Below are 23,260 nucleotides of genomic sequence, written 5' to 3' on the forward strand. Positions count from 1 at the left end.
AAAGGTTGAATAAGGTAGTTGGGAAGGGTTACTGGTTTTGATAGTGATAATCCATTTGTCTGACGATGTTACCCTTGCTGTCTTTGATACACTTTAAACGCTGAAACGCATCATACTCATAATACGTCGTCTCTCCCTTAGCATCCGTCATGCTTGTCATTCCCACCAAGGGTGAATAAGTATATGTAGAAACTAGTGACTGTGGGAGAGCTATACGCAAAGGTTCCAACATTTTGCGTACACTGGCATCATCGCCCGGATTGCTGCCTGCCGACTGATCGATTTTAGCCTGACCCAACACATCTAACACCTGTTGGTAGGTTGCATTCTTGATCTCCGCTATGGGATACTGGCTGTTATACCCCCATAAATACACGGTAGGCGAACCATCTTTTATTCTGATTTGTAAAACATTACCTTTGTTATCATATTTATCATAACTAATTTCGTTTACTAGATTTGTGTTACCATTGTACGCCGACTTGACAAAGTTGGGATGAATAATGTTATTACCCCAATCTTTGAACTCAACATCTTTTTCAATAAGCACTCTGTTGTGCGTAACATTTTTAACTATCTCTTTTACAACCGGAGAAATGATATTTCTGTTCAGCATCGTTTGGTATACTACTGGTGAACTGCCTGCAGATACTATGTCTTGTGGATATTGATGTATTGTGCGAACGACATTATTTTGGCTATTGGTCGTTTCAACAATGGTAGGATATGTATAAGTATTATTGCCATATGTGTAGATAGTCGTATTTACTAATGAATCTGTTGTAGACGCATTAAAAGTGATATCTTCGCTCTTCTGCAATTGTAACTTTGCAGAAATATCGAAGTATTTTTCGACAGAAAATACAGCAGGATAAGTCATGGGATGAGCCGCGTCACCTAAAACGTACTGTGGACTGATATATCTTACTTTATAGTTAGTGATTGTATCCTGATAAGCAGCCGGAACACCATAACTGTTCCTTTGTTTATGAATAGTTTTGTACAAGCCGCTTTCAAGTTTTTGTTCCAATTTTTCTTTCAAAATCCCCTCGGCTCCTGAAACTGGGGGAATCATATAATTGTAAATAGTTCGGCCATTTGCGCCTGCCATATCATAGGTTTCTACAACTTGCTGATAGCACAAGGAGTTGTCTAGCGCCATGCCTAAACTTGGAACTGATGAACAGGATATGATATTATAACCACATGTACCCTCTAATCTAGCGGTTGGAAAAAAATTCCCATTTTCGTCTGTAGTGCCTGTCTTAGTAGTAATAAAAGGATTTTCATAGTAACTCACAAAATTTAAGTAATTATTTGCTGAAGCAGGAAGAATCACACTGCTCTTAGCATTGTCAAGCCAGTTATAGTCATACTTTTTTACAAATGCCAGAGTACCATCTTTAGTATATGACTTAATTGACTTGACGCGAAGCCCTCCAAACACAATTTTATTATGTGTTTGGTGTGTTGTAGTCGGCTCCTTCCAACTGAACGATATATCACCTTTATCGTAATTGTTACTTGATGCGATAGCCAACCGGTAATCTGCATCTAAAGGCAGATTAGCTAAAGATTGCGTAGGTAAGATGTATTGATTACCGGCTCCCGACACTGACTTGAACACTGTACTGTAATTGCTACCTCCTAATATATACCCGTTCATAAAATCGTCGATATTAATAGTTGGTAGGTTCCAACTCAAGTACAATTCTGTAGCGCCAGCTGGAAGATGAAAACTGACCTGATCATTGGCCACACCAGAAAGTGAAACGGATTTAGTGGCAAAAGTTGTTACATCCTCTGTTATTAAGCCATTATGTGCCTCGCATTCAAAATCAGTGTAACCACCTGTAGGATATTTAATTCTGGTAAGGCTGGCAGACTTCATATAGTCTATATCGGGTGTACGATCGGCACCGCTGGCACGACCGATTCCGGGAATAGGTGGAATAAACGTAGCATAATTAGCCTTACCATTGTAATATCCCCAATAGTCCTGAGAGAAGGATAATCTTTCCGGAAGCGGATGTATTTCATCGTAAATAAACTCATAGGCCGGTTTATTATCTTCCTTTACAGTTAGTAATTTAAGACGCAAATTAGTACCTGCGCCAAAATAGTTGTAGGTCATATACCAGTTTTTCAACGTGGTGCCAGCGTTTTGAATACTAATACTTTCAAGCATGTTGCCTTGGTCGATTCCATTATATTTAAGATCTGCACGATGACCGGCCGAATAATTAAATACAATGACCTTACTGTTGTCATCGGCAGACTTAATACGCTTGATGCGCCTTCCCGAGAAGGTTTCAATATCATTGCAAACCCTGTTTTGCGCAGTCAATTCAGGGCACTCAGATAAAAGTTGCCTCAGGTAAGTTACCTCGTTATAGTTTCTAGCTACCTTATAAGTATATTCCTCATATTCAAAATCCACTTCGTTATTATTAGGACTAACTATCTTGGATAAATAATAAGCAGATATTTGACCGTCCGGATACTCATTGGATCCCGGAATACCAACCGTACATGAAGGCTCTATTTTAACGCCTTCTGTTGTATTAAAGTAATATTTGAAACCTTTATCATCAATGATCGTAAATGCAGAGATGTTGTCAACACCAACTGTTTCTATTTTTATATTAGGGTTAGCTGGATAGAACACAAACTTGTTGGCTTGAGTGCGCATAAACTTCCCTGAGAACCCTGCAAAGTTATAAAAGTAAATATCTCGCTCTAGGTCAATGCTTCCATCTACTATCTGCTTGCCGAGCAAATAATCAGCCGCAAGGACGTTTCCTGTATTAGGATTAAAGTTATTTGCTGGGAATGTTATAGGTATGGTACCGTCAGGACTGCCTTGTACTGTACGGGTTATTACCCCACCAGCGTCTAAAGACCACCCAAGTCCCACACTTGTAGCAATGTCATCTACCCGAATGCCTCCTGCATGGTAATTAAGCTTTATTGGAATGGTAATGTCGCCATTGTTGAAAGTGTATAAAGGAATACCGATTTCGGGGAGTCCTGATGAAAATGAAACAGGCACCTCACCATATTTGCCCAGCGCAGCCGCTTCTGGTGAAGGCGATACAGGATGGGGATAATCTGCTCTGCTGAATAATGGCTGATTACTCGTTTGACTGAATGCTGGAACATTCACCAATAGTGATACCACAATCAAGCAAAATCTTTTAATTGCTTCATTGTAGTCATTGTTTAGTTTGATCCTCATAATTTTATAATTATTCTTCTCATTTTTTCTAGTATTAATTAAATCTGCTTGCATATCATAGCAGTTAAACAATTATGGATGGCAATACAGTTATTGTGTTTTCCATAAAAAACAAGCTGAAATTCGAACTGCAAAGGGTATAAGTGCCGACACTTTTAGTATTTCTTAAATGTAACTTATCGTAATTCGAGATAGCGAGAAATGCACTTTTAGTACCCATACTCATGAATAAATATAAGACTATTCGATACATGATAAATTGATTGAATGTTCTTATTAATATTAACATAAGATCTTACTTAGCAGACTTCATATGGTATCAAATTATATATTTACATCATATATCGCGTTATCAGTAACTTTCATCTTAACACTTGGTCAAGTGGCGCGCGATGCTCGTACATAAAGAATTGTAGCTCTGCAATTGAGCCCGCTTCACCACCACTGATTAATTCCATCACTGGCCCGGTGTTGCTTGTAACGTCTTTTCTAATTTCCAGATTACTTTGCGGATTAGCGGTGCCAAAACATAAACGTCCACTCACTAATATTTTATTGGTCCCAAAATTTGATTACTGGATGTATAACCCACCAACAAACTAGCATTATTAATTTTAACCGGTTTAAATGGGGCACCAGTAAGATTTAGCCCGCAGTTCTCTTGTATGTTGGTTGTATTATGTCCGCTGCTCACAAACCGAAGCCAAGAACCAGAGGTCATAGCTCCACCATTAACAGTTGGCACATCCATCTGGGCATAAGAAGCACTGCCGGCCAGTATGCCGGCTAATAAAGAAAAGTAAGATTTTTTCATGTGATAAGGAGTAGTAATTTTTATAGTATTATTTGATTGATCTACGCTTTTTGGGCAACGTTTGAATCTGCTTTTTAAGTTGTTTAATTTCTTCTTGTTGCTGAATGAGATACAGCGTCAACTCTTCGATCTTTTGGGTTTGCAGTTTGATCATTTCGCCAAGATTAACGCCTTCTTTGGCCACTTCTTTGGCTGATGGCATGTTCGGCAAGTGTTTGTTTTCATCAATATAGCTTTTCACTTGGGTAAGTGATGGCAGGCGGTAAGTAGGTTTGAAAACATAATCCGGCCAGTTTGTTGTTTCTACCTTAACTTCTTTCGCACGGGCAACGCCCGCCGGTGTAATTTGAAAATGAATTTTGTTTTTGACTTCAGCATCAGACAAGGTTTTGTTTTGATTACCCGTGCTCACGATGGCAGCAAAATTAATATTACCAAAGATATCCCCGTAAATGACGCTACTACCATTATTCATGCCATCACTATTGATCAACCAGTTGCTGCCACTGCGGGAAGCATTAAAGCCTAAGTAACTAGTTCCAAAGTTCATTCCTGCGCCACTCGCATCGCCAATGGAAGCCTTGGTACAACCGTCATCTACCTGGAAAAGCGAAAGCGGGTTATCTGTGGCAATACCAACATTCCCGTTCTTCAACCAACTCATTATCCTGCCATTGTAGGTAGTATTTGATATAGCAAAGTTTTGTCCCCCTCCGTAGCCGTTTCCCAAAATCCAAAGGTCACTTCCGCTATTTTCTGCTCCATATGAACTGAAACTCATCGAGGCTTCTGTATTATCCGACAAAGGCGTTAGCCTTAACATAGGGTTGTAAGCTTCAATAGCTTTTATTTGCAACAGAGATGCAGGATTTGACGTACCAATACCCACTTTATCTGTCGTCGAAGTAACATGTGTGGTCGTATTGGTATTAAATTGTGCATAAGAAGCACTGCCAGCCAACATGCCAGCCAGTAAAGAAAAGTAAAATTTTTTCATGTAATAAGGAGTAGTATTTTAAGATATATTAATGGGGCTACTTACGCTTTTTAGGTAACTTTTGCATCTGCTTTTTAAGTTGCTGAATTTCTTTTTGCTGCTGAATTAGATAAAGCGTCAACTCTTCAATCTTCTGGGTTTGCAGCTTGACCATTTCGCCTAGATTAACCCCTTCTTTGGCAACTTCCTTCGCTGATGGCATGTCAGGCAAGTGTTTGTTTTCATCAATATAGCTTTTCACTTGGGTAAGTGACGGCAGCCGATAAGTAGGTTTAAAAACATAATCCGCCCACTCGCTTTTTAGCCTGACGTTTACTTCTTCCGCCACGGCAGAACCGGCTACCGCCAGTTTATAACTCTTGGGATCCGTGGCACCAATGACTACACTTCCCGAACTGGTAATCCGCATCTTTTCCACCCCGCCTACACCTAAAGCCAGATTAGTGGACATTGATGGCGCGATCAGCGCATATTTATCCGCTGCACCTGGTGAAGATAATTTGACGTTTAAGTCCTGATCCGACATGTTTGATAAATTTTGTACCACACCCGAGCCGGCAACCGTGAACTTACTGGAACCTGTGTTGGTGGTACCGATGCCCACGTTTCCAGAGGCCCCATCGATGAACATTCGGGTATAAAGTGGTGCATTGAGGTCATTGCCTTTGGTATCAAAGTAAAGGTTTGCTCCCCAAGCCTGATTATCGGCGGCTTTGATTCGAGCAGTCGGGGCTGTGGTGCCCCGATCATAAGTAGAAAAAAATATTTCAGTGGACGCCCCCGACTGTCCCATGCCATTCGTTAATTCAAGTACTGGCCCCTGTCCACTTTGAACATCTTTCCTGATTTCCAACAATGATTTGGGCGTACTGGTACCAATGCCGACATTTCCGGCATTGTTAATCTTAAAAAGCGTCTTTTCAGAAAACGTAGTGGGGTTTGACCGGGATACAACGAACCAATCGGTTAAAGGTCCATGTCCTAAGCCGACTCGCCAGGCAGGTAAATTTGGGTCAATAAAGCTCCACCCGTTACTTGAAGTTCTTAAAATATTTGTAGTAAGAGAAATCAAGGCATAAGCCGAACCATTTTCCGGCATTAAAGCAGTTCCGTTGGGCATCCAGAGAGCATTGTAGCCACCACCGTGTCCAGTTGGAACAACTGCGTTAATTTTCGCATCTCCGGAACTAGGAAAATTATTTTGGGCATAAGAAGCCAGGCCGGTCACCAAACCGGTTAACAACAGGAAAGAAAGTTTTTTCATTGTTTTATTTAATCAATAATTAAAAACGCAAGGGAAAAGTCAGTACAGGCGTATTATACAATACCAAGATTAATAGACTGCCTTAGAAAGCAAAAAATGCTATAGTTTATCAAACTAAATAAGATGTGGAAAAGATGATATTCATGAAGTGGTGATAAGTTAGATCAGTAAACGTTTGGGTTGATTTGTTGCCCCTAAGATACATCAAGAACTCTAAATGGGCAAATCTTAATTGTTTCATCATTAAACATCTATACATATTCGGTTAAATACTTTTGATGCGCATTTTCAACGTGAAGTTTCTAAATATAAATACAACTGTAACGCCGAGCCTTGTTTTCCCATGGCTGACACATTCACCTTCCGGTAAACAATCGAACGAATGTATCCTGTTCCTTTGAAAGCCTCAGCGGCATATACCAAGCGAGTGAGTGCAAAGAAGCTGCCTTCAAAACCTAGCTGCTGAATCCGGTACCGGGACGCCTGATAGGGTTGGTTATCAGCTTCAGGCACATCTACCACTTTCACTTTCTCTTTTTCGGCAAGCATGGAAAAGCTAGTCAGCAACCAACTCCGGTATACGGTGCTATCTACCCGGAACAGTTCCAGCGTTTGCGCTAAGTTGGCCTGTTTACGGTTTAACAGTCCCGGCTGGTAACTTACATCCGATGCCCGCACCAGTTGTGCGGACAACTGCTGATGGATATGCCAAGCCTGCCACGTCCGCAGAAAAGCAAACTTAATGCTTAATAGAAACAGCAATGCAGCGAGGGCAGCAAACCATTGACTTCTTCTGAATTTAAAAGAAATACTTTTCATATCAGTAATCAATCAAAACGGTAAATAGTCCGGTGTCTTTTTCATTATCATACGTGTAATCCTGCAAACGGACATCCTTCACCCATCTTAAGCTTTTCAGCCGACCCAGCCACTCGTTCACCTGCACGATCCGCTGCGCACTACCTTTGATCCGGATTCGCTTATTTGTAAATCGAACAGCCTTGGTTTCACTGCCGGCAGATGGCACTACCACGGGATTCACGGTCACTTCCTGCCAAACAACATCCGGCGGCAAGAGCTGCGCCACCTGATCTACCTTGACACTTTTATGTGCGCCATCTTCCCAGCCCAACGAATCGAGCATGGCCTCTTTGGCTTTTACCTGCGCCTCCAGGCTTTCCACATCGGTCATCGCCTGACTGCTGCGGCCGACCTGCTCGGCTAACGTGTTGTTAGCCGAATTAAAGTAAGAGAACAGCATAAAGTTAACGAGCAATAACACGAACAAAGTGCCCAGCATGATAAACGCAGATACTTTGAGCTTCTGATCGCTGAGCGTGGTCGTCAGCTTTACCTCCAGCGTTTCCACTTCTGCTTTAATAGGCAATATATTTGGTACCAGTAGCAATTGAAAAGCTGCCGCGTAAGCGATTACCAGGCTTTCCTCCAACTTCTCAGTCTCAACCTTAACCGGAAACTCATCGGCAGCACCCGGCACATACTTATAGCTCTGCCAGTCCCCCGACTCGTTCCGGGTAATTTGATGTCCGTCAAAGTTGAGCTGCGGACCATAAAAGTTTAACTGCGGCAACACCTGTTGCACGACAAACGGCCCCAGGCTTAAACTCAGCACCTCGTAACCAACGTCTTTCAATTTGGTGATCCAGTTACCTGCTTCTACTTTCCGGATCAGCGCCACAAAAGATAACCCGCCGGAAATAAAGTTTTGGACATAAAAATCATCCAGGCTCGCGTTTGGCAGCACTTTGGAAAAGTTCGTGTTGTCTATTTCCTCAAACGTTTCGATCTGTTTGATGAGTATGCCCTTGCCCGCCAGGTTCAGTGCCACTGGTACTTTAGCAGACAAGTGCTTTGCTAACACTTTCAGCTCGGAAAGCCCAGCCACTTTTTGGGTAATGTCCAGCTGGTTTCCCCATGCTTTCAAGGTGCATAAACCGATCGCCAATTGCCCATCATGATTAATTATGATGCTAACACCAGCCGTTTCAGATAGGCGCAGATAGGGTTTCAATAGATTGATAGCCATGTATGCTTAGCGGATGATGGTGGGTTTAATAAAGACAACAGTCACTACTTTTCCACGCGTTTTCGTCCGGCTGCTGAACAGCCATTTAAGTATTGGTATCCGCGACAGGATCGGTACGCCCGAGCCATTTTCACTCCTTTCTGTGCGCTCCAATCCGCCCAGCACAATCATATCATCGTTATGCGCTCGCAGCGTGGTTTCATACTTACTGTTGGAAGTCGGTGGCGGTGCATTATCCGGCGGGTTGCCAATAAAATCTGAGATCTCGATTTTGATACCCAGTGTGACCTGATCGTCTCCTGATACCATCGGCTTGAGCATGATCGACATGTTGGCTTCTACCTGGTTAAACTGCTGCGTGAACACGCTGGTTGGGGATTGCAAAGACGGAATCACGTTTTGTGTTCGCACCTCGTACCACCGCTTCTGCCCCGTGCTGAACCAAGCCGGGTGCCCGTTTAACGTAGAAAGCTTGGGCACCGAACGCACTTCCACGTTCTCATTACTTTCCAGCGCACGGAGCGTGGCATAAAAGTTCGGCGTGACGTGGCCCAGGTTTACCCCGGCCGTCTTGCCCAGCCTATTTAAAAAGTCGTTGATCGACCGGGAGCCGAAGGTGTAATCCAAGCCCGGAAACACGGTGCCGCCGGTTTGGACACTGTCACTGATCCCTGCCTTGATACCGGTACTTACGGTGCGGGTTTTGCGGATGTCCAGCATGGTTACTTCAATGAGTACCATGGGTACTAATAGGTCAATTTGCTTCACTAAAGATTCGATTTCGGCAATCTGCGGCTTGGAACCAGACAAGAGTAACGTATTCTGCTCACGGAACTCCCGGATTTCAACGCCCCGCTTCCACTCGGTGGGCACCATGGCCAGCACAGTATCAATCGAGCGATTTTGCAACTGAATCACCTTACTGGCCCGTAATCCTTCCAGCCTACGCTCCCCGATCAGGTAAATACCATCCTGCTGGTTAAACGCATATTCAGTCCCCCGGAAGAGTGCAGCTAAGAAATTCTCATAAGTCACGTTGGTCACATGAAGGGTGATAAAACCTTTGATGTCCGAATATAAAAAGTAGCTTTTACCGGTTTCCAAGGAGGCGGATTTGACCAAGTCCAGAATCGGCGCATTGGTGGCATCCGCCGAAATCAGCTTTTGTCCGGCAACCGTCGTGATATATAGCCCGGTTTGGGCGGCGGACGGTCCGCCCGCCGGCTTAAATGCCCTTCGCACGGCCGTGTTTTTATCACCATTGACGTATAACTGCTCACCGTCTTCTAAGCTCTGGAACAGGTAAAAGTTATCACTGGTACGGGTCAGCTTGAGTTCGTTGCCGTACGCTAGTTTTTCTAAGGCCGTTTCAAACGGCGCATTACTGATGAATGCGCTTACCCGTTTGTTTTGCATGGCGACCGGCACCACCACGTTCTTACCCGAAAGCTGAGTTACTTTTCTAGCTACTGCTGTCAGCGAATCATTGTCCAGCTCCAGCGAAAGTGTGTTTTGCAGCTGGTTGTAACGGGCATTGATCTCTTTGACGAGCGTTTTAGTGACCGGAACAGTTTCCTGGTAAGCGGTAATGTAGAGTATCGAACCGACGGGTGAGATCTCCAAGCTATACTGCTTGGCCAAAAAAAGCAGGATGTTGGCCGCCGTCACGTTGTTAAAGTTGTTGTATACTTTAAAGTTCAGCTTGGGATCCACGCTGATGCTGAGTCCGTTGGTCTTGCTCAGCGCCGTAAGGTAATCCTGCAGTGATACACCAGTCAGCGAAAGCTGCACGGCATCATTTAGGCCCGGCACCATCGGGGCCAGCTTTTCCAGTCGTTGCTGTAATACTTGTATTCGGTCGGTTTGTTGCGCCCGGATAGTGAGGGGCATGATTATAATAAGTGCCCATATTCCCAATAACAACGTAAATCTTCTCGTCATAGGCTTTTTCTATCAATAGTTAAATAATAAGGGGTAAATCTCTTCCAGCGACGTATCGCCATTTGCAAATAGTCCAAAAGCATTCTCGGCCAGCGTTTGTACGCCGCGCTCGCGAAGCAGCTCCTGGATATACATGTTTTCATTCTTAATTTCGATAGCCAGTTCCTGGTCAATCGGAATCACCTCATACACCGCTTTCCGGCCCTTGTAGCCGGTGTAATAGCAGGCTTCGCAACCCGTGGGCACAAAGTGGTGACTCACCTGTTGATAAGGCTTGAACTGACGCGGGTATAGCTTTGCATCAAAAGCTTCCTGCTTTTTGCACGCAGGGCAAAGCAGCCGCACGAGCCTTTGAGCTACGGTGGTATTGAGGGTACTAGCCACCAGAAACGGCGGAATCTTCATATCAATCAGGCGGGACACCGTGCCCCAGGCCGAATTAGTATGGATGGTGGACAGCACCAGGTGACCGGTCAGCGCTGCACGAATGGCCATATTGGCCGTCTCTGGATCTCGAATCTCACCTACCATGATCACGTCCGGGTCCTGCCTTAGAAAGGTTCGCAGCGCCGAGGCAAAGCCTAGTCCTATGGATTCTTTGAGCTGCACCTGATTGATACCTTCAAGCGTGTACTCAATGGGGTCCTCAATAGTCAGGATGTTACGGGTTTCCTTATTCAGCAGCTTGAGCGTGGCATACAGCGTGGTCGTCTTGCCCGAACCCGTGGGACCGCTAATGAGGAGGATACCGGTTGGCCTTTTGACGCCTTGCAGGTAATTTTCCAAATCATTTTCCGAAAAACCCAGCTTGTATAGATCGATGTTCGTGGCATCGTTGCTCAGCAAACGCAGCACTACCTTTTCGCCATACAGCGTGGGCAGCACGGATACGCGGATATCAAACTGATGATCCTGGTGTTTAAAATTTATGCGGCCGTCCTGCGGCAGGCGCTTTTCGGCAATGTCGAGGTTGGCTGATATCTTGATCTTGTTAATGAGCGCGGGGTATTCGTCTTTTTTGAGCAGGTAGCGTTCCACCATCATACCGTCTATCCGAATACGTACGCGGCACTTGCTTTCATAGACCTCAATATGAATATCACTGCTTTTAAGGTTCTTGGCTTCGCTGATCAGCGTGATCAAAAAATCATCTGACTGGTGCTGGGCCTGCAGTTGGGTAGCGCCCTGTGCAGCATTGTCCTTCAAATAATACTTGGACAGTAAGCGCGAAACCTGCTCAGTGGACAACGGTTCCAGTTGTATGGTTAGACCGGTTAATATTTCCAGCTCTGCTTCTAACTCTGTGCGATCGTGTGATGAGTCAAAATACAGAGAAAAACGGTCTTTGCTTTTGTTTTTCGGCAAAATGCGGTAATGCCAGGCCTGCTCCTTACTAAGCCAGTGCACTTGATCGGGGGAAAGAATAATCTCTTCGGCAACGTTCATCTGCTCAGGAGTTGAATCAGTTGACTATCGTCTACTAAACTAAGATCAGGATGCAGCCAGCTAAAAGCCAGGAGCAGCACGAATAAAAGAGATTGCAGTCCAGCCAGTGGCACGGTGGATTGTTTCCCGACTACTGTTTTTTGATAGATTATCCAGAAAAGCAGAATAACAACCAGGCTACCAATATAAAACACTATGAAGTGCAGCAAAGGTAAATAGCATGTTAGACTAGTCAGCAACAACACGTCGCCCCAGCCCAGAAGACCTGCGGTGATATTGGTAAAGCGTTTGTTCTTGAACGAAAAATAAGCCGTCACAAGCGCCAGTTGTAAGAACAGAAACAGTAAGGTAAGTCCCGCTGAGGCAAGCAGATTCAGTAGCGACTGACCCGCTTGCCAGTAATGCAGCAGGCCTAGCTCTAAAGCTAACAAAGGAAATAAATACCAATGAACAGAGCGGCTTCGCATATCTTCCGCAAAAATCATCAGCAGCACAAAAGCAATCAGTATCTTGAGGAGCAGCATTAATCCGGGGTAACTTCGTGCAGGGTTTTGTCCTGGTTAATTTCCCATACGTTAAACGTGCCGTTACCGTTAAAGTCAACGACAGAAGTGGCTTTAGCGGTAAATCCGGTATTGGTAGCACTCGTTATTTCGATGCGGTAATTGGCTCTGCCGTCCTTACCTTCCGTGGTCAGCTTTTCCTGGATAAAGCCCAGCTCTTTCAAATCTGTTGAATACTTGGAGTACTCATAGAAATAATTTTTTTCCAGCATCTGAATGTGCGCCAGTTGTTCTTTGGCTTCCATGCTTTTGGCTTTGGTGATGAGTGGTAAAAGGTTAGGCAGGGCTAGCAATATGATGATGCCAATGATGACCAGCACCACCAGTATCTCGGTGAGCGTGTAGGCATCCAGGCGCTTTTGTGTTAGGGGCTTTTTGAATTTCATGACTGTGATAAAGCAGTCTTCTAATATCGCATTATTTTTCGTTTCAAGCAAGATGTTTTTGAAACAGAAATATCCAGTAAGAATAAGAAGGTCGAGATGATAAATGCTACTAAGCGGAGAAACTTTAACTTGCTTCAAGCTTGATAGAAGTCATATAAACCGCTCTGCGGGAGATTTTCTCCAGTTTAGATGTACTTACCCAAGATGATCCAGTTGGTGAAAGTGGGCGAAGAAACCAACCAGCTGGATTACTTCTTCGCCCGCATCTCGGAACAGTATGTGGAAGAGGTGGAATACCAGCACTCTCGAGTGCAATGGAGCCGCTTATTATTATCTTTCTGGGGCTCATTGTGGGTGTGATTCTCATTTCCATGTACCTGCCACTGTTTCAAATGAGTAATACATTTAAGTAGAAGGTTCAAGAAATCACCTTGATCCTAGAATAGGATAGTCACCCCCGCTGCTACAATGAGAGTCTAAATACGTATTTAAATACAGATCCCAAAAAATAAAATCACCTAATTTAAGGGATCTGAAGAAAACAGCAAATCTTAAAAATACAACTGCTTCTAAATCTAACAAAGCTAGTGGAACTTTTTTGTGCAATTGGCTTTATAAGGAATGAATCTTAGGATAGCTTATGCAGAAGCCAATATATTTGATTTTTTTTAATCCCCAGTATAAGGCTGGTTAAATGGAGTCTTAAAAAGGGAAGATAAAGCCAGATTAAAATGTTTACAAATATAATCTGGCTTCAATATATAAACCCCCAATAATACAAGCAGGATTTTCTCAGCAAATAAACAGCTCTTGATACCTGTTCATATTGCATTTAAACTTACATTACATACCAGCATTTTAACCTGTCTAATATAGACATTTATAACGCTAATCATCATCAATACCCTTGCCTCTACTAACGGCACTTATGAAAAAGAAACGCTCCTGCGAATCCGTTGCTTTCATAAGAATAGTATCCTTGTTCGCACTCAACACTTTAAGGATTATTCCACTAGTCCTCAAGATACTATCCCGTTCGTTATACTTCCATGTTAAATTAAAATGGCCATCAGTAGGTACCCATTTGGACCCTTTGTTGTTTTCAAATTCGCTATAATACAATTTGAAGGAACCGTCATCATAAAATTCAAAATTTTGCTTGTAAAACTTAAACTTGCCTGTAGAATCTATATAACCCTTTTTCCAATATCTTGAATCACCTTTTTGGATTAAAATTTGCTCAAAAGCACTGCGGTGTTTACATCCTAGTACTAGGATGTAAACAATCAAGAACATAAAAGACTTTTTCATTTAATTTTTATCCTCGGCCTCCGTTGCACCGCCAATAGATTGACCATTTTTATAAATCTGCCATCCATGTCCACTAACATTTTGAGCATTTGGCGCTATCGTCCATCCGCTTATATGTGCTTTATTGAACTGTTCAACAAGCTTCAATGCGCCGTCTCTTTCAACGCCTCCGTGTATATAAGCCCCGTAAATATAGGATGCAAAAGATGTTACTTGCCCTGATTGAAATAAGTATGGAGCGAGCCTAAAATTCTTATCTTGTACAACTTGATTATAATAAACCTTCGCATGGGTTAAAAAACTGGTTTCAACGCCAGCCTTATCATCAGCGCCGTGATTCAGCTCATGGCTGATTACACTTTGTAGAGCATTCACATTACTTAAATTTTTGGCTAAATACCCTTCATTGTTAGTAGTTATAGAGATTCCTTTCGTGTTGGGGTTGTAATGTCCTAGTTCGTTTCCACTTTTGCTGCCATATTTATAAATATCTACAGTTGTACCCATCTTGTTGGCATAATAGTTTAAAACTCTCTCCACCATTTTTCTATTGGCAGCATTCTTATCCGGAAAAAGAAAGAATGCCTGATCAGCATTAAGCTTATAACTACTTATCAAGGTAAATACGTCCGGACTGCTTTCAATGTATATATTATTTGAGTTATTATTTACGTGTCTTAGAAATTTTCCCAATTTAGAAAAGATATCATCCAATGGCCCCATACCATCAGGATCTGTAAATCTTATCGGGTTGTCAAACCCATAGTTGTACGGTGAATAACGCCGCATCTTATCTGCGAGCGGATCAACGCTTGTCCACCTCGCAATAACCGGATCATAGAACCTAGCACCATAATCGTACTGCCCTAAACCTACCTGCAACTCTTTCTTGTTATAAAGATAAAAGTTTCGTTGATTAGTTACAGCAACCGGTGTGAACGAAAGTCCAAATGGCATGTAATCATCAGCCTGTTTGACTGTACCCGCTGCATCTAAGCTAATTCTGGCATTGCCCAAGTGGTCGTTGAGCGTGTATTCATAGGCGTAACTAGTGCCCGACTTCAACGCCCGGCCTTCCTCGGTCTGGATGAAGTCAATCGTGCCGTCCGTCTTGTATTGGATGCCCGAGATATAATCTGTGGTGCTCCCCGCCCCTAGCGTGCTTACCTTCCGCAACTTGCGGCCTGTCGCATCATACGTGTAGCTGATCGTACCCTGTCCTGCAAGGCTATTGGTCTGCGGCAGGTTCAATAAGTTGTATTTAACCTCGAGCCCCTTGCTGTAATCGTGCCAAAGGTTACCATTCAAATCATAATCGTATGTGTACCCTAATGAACCTGCCTTGTATCCGGCCGGGTTCCCATCCAAACTGGCATCCGTAACCTTCTGTAACTGATTACTGAATACGCCATCTTTCAGATAATCATAGGTCAAATCATCCATCAGGGTACCTTGCCAGTATCGCTTCAGCGATTTAAGGTTCCCCATATCATCATACGTGATGTCTTTTTCACTGTAGCCACCCGTGATAGTACCAGCGCTGTAAATGCCATCTTTCAGCCGGTTTAACTTATCATAAGTGTAATCATAATGCTTGTTGAGACCCCCCGGCAAGCCCCAGTACTGAGCGGAAATGTTACCGTTCCACTGCTTGTTGCTTTCCTGAACATGGTTGTTATACTGTAGCTGCAGAGCAAACTTTGAGGAAGTAGCGCTTGTTAGCCAGCCCCGCTCGTTATAGGCATAGTTCACCGTTTCAATGGCATTGCCCAGCGCTTTGCTTTTCAGCTGCCCTACTTCGTTGTAATCTAACTTACTAAGCTGCACCTCCTTGGATGGATCATTGATCCATTCTCTGGTCTCTAGCTTCCGTCCTATATGGTCATAAGTATAGGTATCCATAACTGTTACGGCCGGCGTGTTACCGGTAGATTGAGTATAGTGCTTGCGGCTTAGAGTCATGGTCTGGTTAGAAAAATTATAGCTCGTCGAAACCTCATCATAATTGAACGCATTGATAACTCCACCTAGATAATGCTGGCTCTTGCTTTGTACCATCCGCCCCTCAGCATCATAATAATTTACTGTTAACAACATATTAGTTGTACCTAACACATTTAACTTGGTTCCAGTTAGAAGGCCTCTAACATTAGCACTTTGAGCTATTGCTGAATTAGGTGCAGCCATACCGAAGGTTGTTACTCCCGGAAAGGTATAATCATCGTAATAGTTCATAGTAAGATATTGACTAATAGCACCTTGTGGAATAGCTGTGTTAGTGTAGCCAGTCTGTGTGTTTCCAAGATCACGGCTTTCCCACTGACCCGTTGTTGTATTAGCTATTACTTGAAGATCGCCACGAAAATTATCATCTGCCCTGTTTTGGTGCAAATCATCGATCCAGACACCTGTCAAAATTACCCGGCCCAAGGCATCATATTTGGTAAAGGTCCATTCTTGAGGGGACTTATGCCGCTGGATTCCATCCTGGCTCATGACTACCTGATCAAGTGCATTATAAACTACATAATCCCAGCCCTTGCCTGGCAGTTTCTTTTCGATCAGTCGGTTTCGCTCATCGTAATGGTAGCAATAAAAATAAGCTTTAACAAAATTATCATTCTCCGTAAAGTATGCTGGCTTATTTACGGGCGGTATCACATAACGCAGGTTGCTTAGATTATCATAAATATAATCTGTAATCGCATATACACCTCCATCGCTTTCTATCTGCTTGCGTATGACATGTCCCTCCTTATCCTTAAACTCAATTATGTGATTGCCATTCTCATCCGTCAATGTGGTTTTATAAAGCTCACCTACTTTATAATAGTTTGCACCAAAATTAGCGCCGCTGGTACCATCGGTATTTATCAAATATAAAGGAACTTCATTAGTGGCATTAGTGCCATATTCCGTTTTGACGGTATGCCCCGATGTGGGCAGATTCTGCTGATAGGGCTGCCAGTCTATGCCAGGAGCCCCCTGCTGCAAAACCCGATTTAGTGGCGATGGCTCAAACACTGTCACTGCAAAAGGTCTGATGGTAGAGGCAACACCGGGCGCATTCCAGTTGGATGAGCCACTGTTAGGCGTTGTATAAAAAGATAATTGTTCGGTCAGTGCATTAGAACGGTAACTGCCGCTGCCACCATCAGCGGAATAAGCTACATATGGGAGGTACTTATTCACTTCCTGGCCAAATTGGTCATAAGCCACGGGCTGCACAACGTCGCGCTGGGTAGGACTGCCCTTAACCTGCACTGTCTGCAGGGGCCTTCCTAACCCGTCAAAATACTGCACTTGGGCCATCACGTTACAAGTCTGAGCCGTGTCGGCCATGGGGTTCACCACGCCGCCTTTTCTGGGCGTATAAGTAAGGATATAGTTCTGGTTCTTGCTAGGCTTGAGTGCTAACGGTTCGCAGTTAGCCTCCGGCGGCTGGATATACAAGCGCACCGACTGACCTGGGCCTGGCGTGATCACCGTAACGGGCTTTAACTGAATGGACGTTGGATATGACTGGTTCCAACTGGTTATCGTCGTATCTTTAAAAACTTTTTGTGCCCGCATGACCATGGGGGCGGTAACTAATATGAGTAAGACCAAGAGGCTCTTAAAGACAACCCGGATATTACCTTGCGATCGAATAAAATTAAGGTTCACGTTTAAAGTGATAAGTTGTTAGTTGAATGAATTCTCGTTTCGACTCAATTGGCTCATACAGGTCAGTTGGCATTAACCAAACTACTTTTCTTCTTTTTATAGAGCTGGTACTTTTCATCACTGGACAGCACCACCTGATAAAGCCCATCACGGGTATTTTCTATTTCCTGATACTTCATCTGTAAAGAGTCTGCCTTGCGATAAAGACCACGCACCTGCAGCTTTTGTCGGTGTAACTCTAGGTTGATTTGATAAATGCGCGTTTGCTGTTCGTCAGTTAACTTCAGTGAATCACGCATTTTTAAGGAAATATGGCTGGCCAATTGCTCAGCCAGTGTCGATTGCCCGTAAACTTTGGCACCGTTTAGTAGAACAAAAAGAGCTATAATTATTAGTATTGGTTTTCTCATGAATAAAGTTTAAAAAGTGTTTGAAAAGGTACAAGCACCTGGAGATGTGGCCATATAGTTTTGGGACCAGGAGCCATCACTGAATTCGTAACGATACTCACAGGTCCACAAACCTGTGGACGGATTCTGTGTGGAGCTAAGGTAAACCTGCACACCTATTTCACAAACACCATTGATACATTTTTGGTATTCCCGGTAACAATCCGTGCAATTATTTACTATTGGCAGCGGGCAAGCCACAGTGTTGGTGGCCACCACCACCCAGCGGGTTTGGTTGTAGGTTAAAGAGGCGGCGTTTACATTTTTTTGCTCTTGTTCCTGCTCGCCTGTGTTTTGAGCACTGCTGTTTGTCTTGCAGCGAATAGCTGTTGAAGTATTTTGCCAGTTAGGAGCTATACTGGAGTTGGCTTCTTCCGTCAGGTTATTATACAAAACCTGCTTGGCGATATTTCTTCTATTATCTCTAATCAAAGACAACCGTTGGAAGGCATCATATTCAAAGAAAGTAGTTTGTCCATTATCGTTTGTTATACTCGTTATTCCAATTTGAGGTTCATATGTGTAGGTAGTCAGTTGAGCATCTTTAGGCTGAATCCTCACATCATCATAAGCATTTACATCGCTTCCTATTAAGGTATAAGAATCTTTTGTATAATCATTTTCTCCCGAATACTTCCATATATTATTGACTTTATACCAATAGCTAATTACATATTGACGCAGGTTTGGCCTTACCCAGTTGACTAAAGTATTCACTGTATATTTAGCACCAGTATGACCAGCAAAGGCAGGAACCATAGGACTTTCCTCAAAACCATCATAGAAAAATTCTTTCATACCTGTTGTGACAGTCTTTCGACCTTGAAAAGAATAATCGATTCCTGCCTGTATGGTAGTAAAATCGCCAGGATAAAACACCCCAATAATGGAAAGCGTATAAGTACCCGGCTCGAGGTTACCCAATTCTATATAGTCTTTAGAGGCTGGGCCACAGTAGGTGGGATCATTAAAGCCAAAACATAAATTAATGTTCGTTAAGTATCTTTCACTACTTAAACTTAAGGCAAAAGTAAATGGCTTACTAGGTGCACCGGTTAATCTTATCGCTAATCTTACGTTTCCTTTATAGTATGTAGTAAAGGTTATACTTCCGCGCCCATTGTTCTGAGACAATGGAAGAAATCCTGCCTGTGTTTCTGGTGTATAGGTTTTCACATCGTTTTGTGCGTTAATTGAACTTACTATCGGCAATGACTCATTGTATCCCCATTGGTAGGCAAACTTGACACCTGAGTTTTTTGAAAAATTGATTAGATTGCCATTCCTACCATCATAACCTTCATAGGAAATTATTTTTTGCGGCACCTCTGATTTATATTGAACACTTTCGGCTAGTGGCTTAAATAAGCCTGGCATTGGTTCAGTATAATCAGTATGTCTGAGTTCTGTTTGAATCCCATTTACCTTTTTAACAATATCAACTGGAAGGTCCAACACATTGTTATTCAGCATTTTTGTATAGATACCGGAATAATCTTTTCCTTGATCCACTATATTATTTGCGTAATCATTTGTCGTTTTTAATACTTCGCCTTTACTGTTGACAATTTCCTGACTAGAAACGTTTAAGGTCTTTTCGTCGTAAAACGTTTGGCTTACAAGTTCTTGACCAGAAGCCCCATTAACATAGGTCACTTCTTTGACCTTCGTTTGGAGGTATGGATTTAAAAAAAATTTTACAGCAGATCCACTCCAATTAAAAAATATTTTATAAGTCCCATCCGGATGAAACCATACCCCATCTAAGAGCCCACCCATATACGCCCTTACGTATCTAGTTTCTGGATTTACTCTTGTATATTGAATCTCCCTCTTACTTACTATAATGTTGTCACTTGAATAAATTCTCATCTCCAAAGGGAAGCCCCGCTCATGTGAATGAGATGTAAAATATCGTGGTGCTGACCCTTCACTTTTAAAAGCTAAAGGCACTTCATCCATATACTCATTGGAAACTCCACTATCAAAATTCGAGAAATCGGTAACTGTATAACTTCCGTTGGAATTAATCTCTGTCACCTCAGTATAAGAAACGTGACTGCCAACATTGTTATCTTGTAACGGAAGGCCTGGAGAAAGATAGATTCTATAGGGCCCGCCATCATACCGAGGATAGCTATAGCGAATGCCCGAAGAAAGACTAGCATAATTTGGCAATCCATAATCTCTATTATAACAATATTTCTTGTAGTCTGCTAGCTTTCCATCCTTGTCTAAAAAGGAAATTTGTTTGATTCTAACACCACCGGTACTGGAGTTGTAGTTATAAATATCTAATTTCGTCCTGTCACTGGTTACAACTTTGGAGCAATCATTGGGCTCCCAAGTATAAACGGAAGACCCACCTGTTGGATAAATGATCTGATGCAAAAGTTCTGCCCTACAAACTGCAGTATCAGGTATTCTTGAAGTTGCCAGATTAGGCACTGCGATTTGTTTTGTTGTAAAGAACCCCCAATGGTCTGTGTTTACATTATTAGTAAAAGTAAGAGGATCATAAATAAACTGATATCGCTCCTTTACAGAATTTTGATTGTCTTTAAAATAGACATTTGCTAATTTAAGACGATCCATAGGTCGATTTATGTAACTAAATGCTACCGTTTTTATTAGCTTGCCAATATTGTTACGATGTTTCAAGGAATCTAACTTTGCAAATTCCCCGGCATTCTCTGATCTGAAAAAATCGATTTGTTCGTCATCAGTAATAATTCTCTTTAAATAAGCAGGGTCATAACGTACAGTTCTAAAATAAACAATGTGATTTTCATATATAGGGCTATTATAGCTTTCTGGCATATCGCATGAAACATACTGCCCCTTTTCGTATTCATATTTTATAGACTTCCCATTTGGAAACCTGATTTCAGATATGTGCCATGTACTATACTGATTAAGATAATTGTTATCTTTTTCATTAGCAGTAGATATACCCCCAAAATAATATCTGATACCACGATGGTCTATTAAGGTAATTTTATTAATAAAATAATTATTAGGAAAATTCACTTGCTTGCCGTTGAACGAAGTCGATGGAGTAGTGTATATGCCATAATCTTCTTCATTAATCAATATATCAACTTTGGTATTACTTTTTACCTTCCATCCTCCTTGGTCATCCATATAGAATTTCCCTGATAAATCACCTATAGAAAAAGAAAATTCATCAGGTGCATAATCTTTTACAGTGAACGCATAATCCTGATCTGGACTTGGCTGATAATCATAATTTTTTCTAACATCTAATATTGCTGATGTAACTTTATCTCCATTAATCCAGTCAGAGCCAGAAAGATATCCATGATTGTACCGATAACCTACCTGTTCTTCTTGGAAGAGAATATAACTCGATTGATCGACCCATTTCATTTCATCAGGCTTGCCATTAACAACTCGAGATATCGATCCTTCAGCGCTTAAACTCCAACCTAAACCTACCCAGCTTCCAAAATTGCGTGGCTTTACAAGATTCGTGTTATACGATAACCCTATAGATAAGTCTAATCCTTGAGAAATAAACTTACAAACAGGAACATTGATATTGGGAACGCCAGTAAAACTGCTTTGTGGATACTGGAGGAAGATATTGAAAGCTGCAGTATTAGGTGTAGGAAAAGAGGGCAAATTTTGCCCCATAGTCTTGAGAGAACTTAAATAGACAATAAGGAGGATAAGGCACGCCTTTAATAACTTGTACACTATTTGATTTTTATAATTTTGTAATTAAATAATCAGTAAGACTGACGGTGTTGAAGATTATATTTTGTTATAATGTCGCATATAGTTGCTGTTGTATATATGCTTTTTGATTTACTGAATCTCATTTACTGACGGATTCATAAAATTGAATGTTCGTTTTAACTCAATAAATTTTGTCTTTTTCATAATAAATGTTGATTGTTTATATGGAACATCACTCTTTTCTTTAATAAGTTAATTTCTCTACACTGCTAACGGAGTTCTTTATCTTTCTCAATCAGGTACAGTGTCAATTCTTCCACTCTCTTCAGCAGCAGCTTATTCATTTCCCCAAGATTGATCCCTTCTTTCAACACCTCTGCTTCGGAGGGTATACCGGGCAAATGCTTATTTTGATCAATGTAAGNCAACACCTCTGCTTCGGAGGGTATACCGGGCAAATGCTTATTTTGATCAATGTAAGATTTAACCTCCGTCAAGGATGGCAAGTGGTAAGCTGGTTTAAACACATAGTCCGACCAGCCAGTCATATCTACTCTTACCTCTTGTGTATGAATAGTGCCTTGTACTGCAGTTTGGTATCCGGCGAAGTCGTACCAATACCCACATTTCCGTTCGGGATAAAAGTCATTAGCGGCGCATTGTTGGCCGAACTTCCAATAACAAATTTATTTCTTGTACCCCAAGCACCCGCGCCAATCATCCACAGGTTATAACAATCAGTAGCGCTAGCACGGGTATTGAAACTGATACTGGTTTCACCATTATCTTGATAAGGATTTAACCTGAGCATACCATTAGCCGAAGGCCCTCGAAGATTAAAAAAACCTTACGGGTCATCGACGCCAAAACCAACTTTACCATCGCCCCTAATGTACATGAGCCGGGTCTCTTGGTTGGAATTATTGTAATTATAAAAAGCAAAGCCGCCCATGTTACCAGCCCCCTGATTGGCGATAAAATCTGTTTCGCCCGCTCCTTTTGACCAGTTCCACCCTGTTAACAGCTTACCTGAATTAACCAGAAAATTTAGGCTTTTACCATCCAGGTTGCTTGCCATTCCTGCAGAGACGAAACTACCATTGACCTCTAACAGCGCATTAGGACTGGTGGTACCAAACCCACTTTATCTGTCGTAGTAGTAACACCGGTAGTAGGACCAGGCGTCGCGGTGTTTAATTGCCCATAAGAGGAGTAGCCAGCGAGCATACCCGCTAACAAAGAGAAGTAAAGTTTTTTCATATATGAATTAGATTAAGGCTTGATTGAAACTTAATATATAGGACAAAAGCCGTCCTCGCAACTTAAAAACAAGCTGCTATTGGACATAAAAAAGAAATAATGAACTAATTAAATAAGTGGGCGGACATGTGACGAGTATGCATGAAAGGGTGATAAGTCAGATTAGTTAACGTTTG

The 23,260-nt window shown here is 42.3% G+C and carries 17 protein-coding genes; all 17 read right to left on the reverse strand.

Features of this window, described 5'->3' with window-relative positions; genetic code table 11:
* Positions 1-28 precede the first annotated feature (28 nt).
* Positions 29-3,238 carry a hypothetical protein gene (locus GPM24_RS20670; RefSeq protein ID WP_158829379.1) on the reverse strand — a complete coding sequence of 1,070 codons (3,210 nt, stop codon included), beginning with the start codon at positions 3,236-3,238 and terminating at the stop codon, positions 29-31.
* 362 nt (positions 3,239-3,600) lie between these two features.
* Positions 3,601-3,783, reverse strand: a complete 183-nt coding sequence (locus tag GPM24_RS20675; protein ID WP_158829381.1) for a hypothetical protein — start codon at positions 3,781-3,783, stop codon at positions 3,601-3,603.
* On the reverse strand, positions 3,783-4,052 hold the full coding sequence (locus GPM24_RS20680; RefSeq protein ID WP_158829383.1) for a hypothetical protein: 270 nt from the start codon (positions 4,050-4,052) through the stop codon (positions 3,783-3,785). The genes GPM24_RS20675 and GPM24_RS20680 overlap by 1 nt, the downstream gene beginning before the upstream one ends.
* Positions 4,053-4,080: 28 nt before the next feature.
* On the reverse strand, positions 4,081-5,049 hold the full coding sequence (locus GPM24_RS20685) for a coiled-coil domain-containing protein (protein WP_158829385.1): 969 nt from the start codon (positions 5,047-5,049) through the stop codon (positions 4,081-4,083).
* Positions 5,050-5,086: 37 nt separating this feature from the next.
* Positions 5,087-6,313: a hypothetical protein gene (locus tag GPM24_RS20690; RefSeq protein ID WP_158829387.1), complete on the reverse strand. Its 1,227-nt coding sequence runs from the start codon at positions 6,311-6,313 to the stop codon at positions 5,087-5,089.
* A gap of 288 nt (positions 6,314-6,601) precedes the next feature.
* Positions 6,602-7,132 carry a hypothetical protein gene (locus tag GPM24_RS20695; protein WP_158829389.1) on the reverse strand — a complete coding sequence of 177 codons (531 nt, stop codon included), beginning with the start codon at positions 7,130-7,132 and terminating at the stop codon, positions 6,602-6,604.
* A 1-nt stretch (position 7,133) separates the two neighbouring features.
* The gene (locus GPM24_RS20700) at positions 7,134-8,360 is read right to left on the reverse strand and encodes a PilN family protein (protein ID WP_158829391.1); all 1,227 of its coding nucleotides are present in this window, start codon (positions 8,358-8,360) and stop codon (positions 7,134-7,136) included.
* A 6-nt stretch (positions 8,361-8,366) separates the two neighbouring features.
* Positions 8,367-10,250 carry a type II secretion system protein GspD gene (locus GPM24_RS20705; protein ID WP_158829393.1) on the reverse strand — a complete coding sequence of 628 codons (1,884 nt, stop codon included), beginning with the start codon at positions 10,248-10,250 and terminating at the stop codon, positions 8,367-8,369.
* A 63-nt stretch (positions 10,251-10,313) separates the two neighbouring features.
* Entirely contained in the window at positions 10,314-11,747 is a 1,434-nt protein-coding gene (locus GPM24_RS20710; protein ID WP_158829395.1) for a GspE/PulE family protein, read from the reverse strand.
* A complete protein-coding gene (locus GPM24_RS20715) occupies positions 11,744-12,271 on the reverse strand; it encodes a hypothetical protein (RefSeq protein WP_158829397.1) in 528 nt (175 codons plus the stop codon). The genes GPM24_RS20710 and GPM24_RS20715 overlap by 4 nt, the downstream gene beginning before the upstream one ends.
* The gene (locus tag GPM24_RS20720; RefSeq protein WP_158829399.1) at positions 12,271-12,696 is read right to left on the reverse strand and encodes a type IV pilin protein; all 426 of its coding nucleotides are present in this window, start codon (positions 12,694-12,696) and stop codon (positions 12,271-12,273) included. The genes GPM24_RS20715 and GPM24_RS20720 overlap by 1 nt, the downstream gene beginning before the upstream one ends.
* An 888-nt stretch (positions 12,697-13,584) precedes the next feature.
* Positions 13,585-14,007, reverse strand: coding sequence for a hypothetical protein (locus GPM24_RS20725; protein ID WP_158829401.1), 423 nt, complete (start codon positions 14,005-14,007; stop codon positions 13,585-13,587).
* Complete coding sequence (locus GPM24_RS20730; RefSeq protein ID WP_158829403.1) at positions 14,008-17,580, reverse strand: DUF6443 domain-containing protein; 3,573 nt, start codon at positions 17,578-17,580, stop codon at positions 14,008-14,010.
* 155 nt (positions 17,581-17,735) lie between these two features.
* Complete coding sequence (locus tag GPM24_RS20735; RefSeq protein WP_158829405.1) at positions 17,736-18,083, reverse strand: hypothetical protein; 348 nt, start codon at positions 18,081-18,083, stop codon at positions 17,736-17,738.
* A gap of 9 nt (positions 18,084-18,092) precedes the next feature.
* The gene (locus tag GPM24_RS20740; protein WP_158829407.1) at positions 18,093-21,779 is read right to left on the reverse strand and encodes a hypothetical protein; all 3,687 of its coding nucleotides are present in this window, start codon (positions 21,777-21,779) and stop codon (positions 18,093-18,095) included.
* 601 nt (positions 21,780-22,380) lie between these two features.
* The gene (locus GPM24_RS20750; protein WP_158829411.1) at positions 22,381-22,635 is read right to left on the reverse strand and encodes a hypothetical protein; all 255 of its coding nucleotides are present in this window, start codon (positions 22,633-22,635) and stop codon (positions 22,381-22,383) included.
* 36 nt (positions 22,636-22,671) lie between these two features.
* A complete protein-coding gene (locus tag GPM24_RS20755; RefSeq protein ID WP_158829413.1) occupies positions 22,672-22,902 on the reverse strand; it encodes a hypothetical protein in 231 nt (76 codons plus the stop codon).
* Positions 22,903-23,260 lie beyond the last annotated feature (358 nt).

The sequence above is a fragment of the Mucilaginibacter lacusdianchii genome (assembly GCF_009770985.1).
GTDB lineage: Bacteria > Bacteroidota > Bacteroidia > Sphingobacteriales > Sphingobacteriaceae > Mucilaginibacter > Mucilaginibacter lacusdianchii.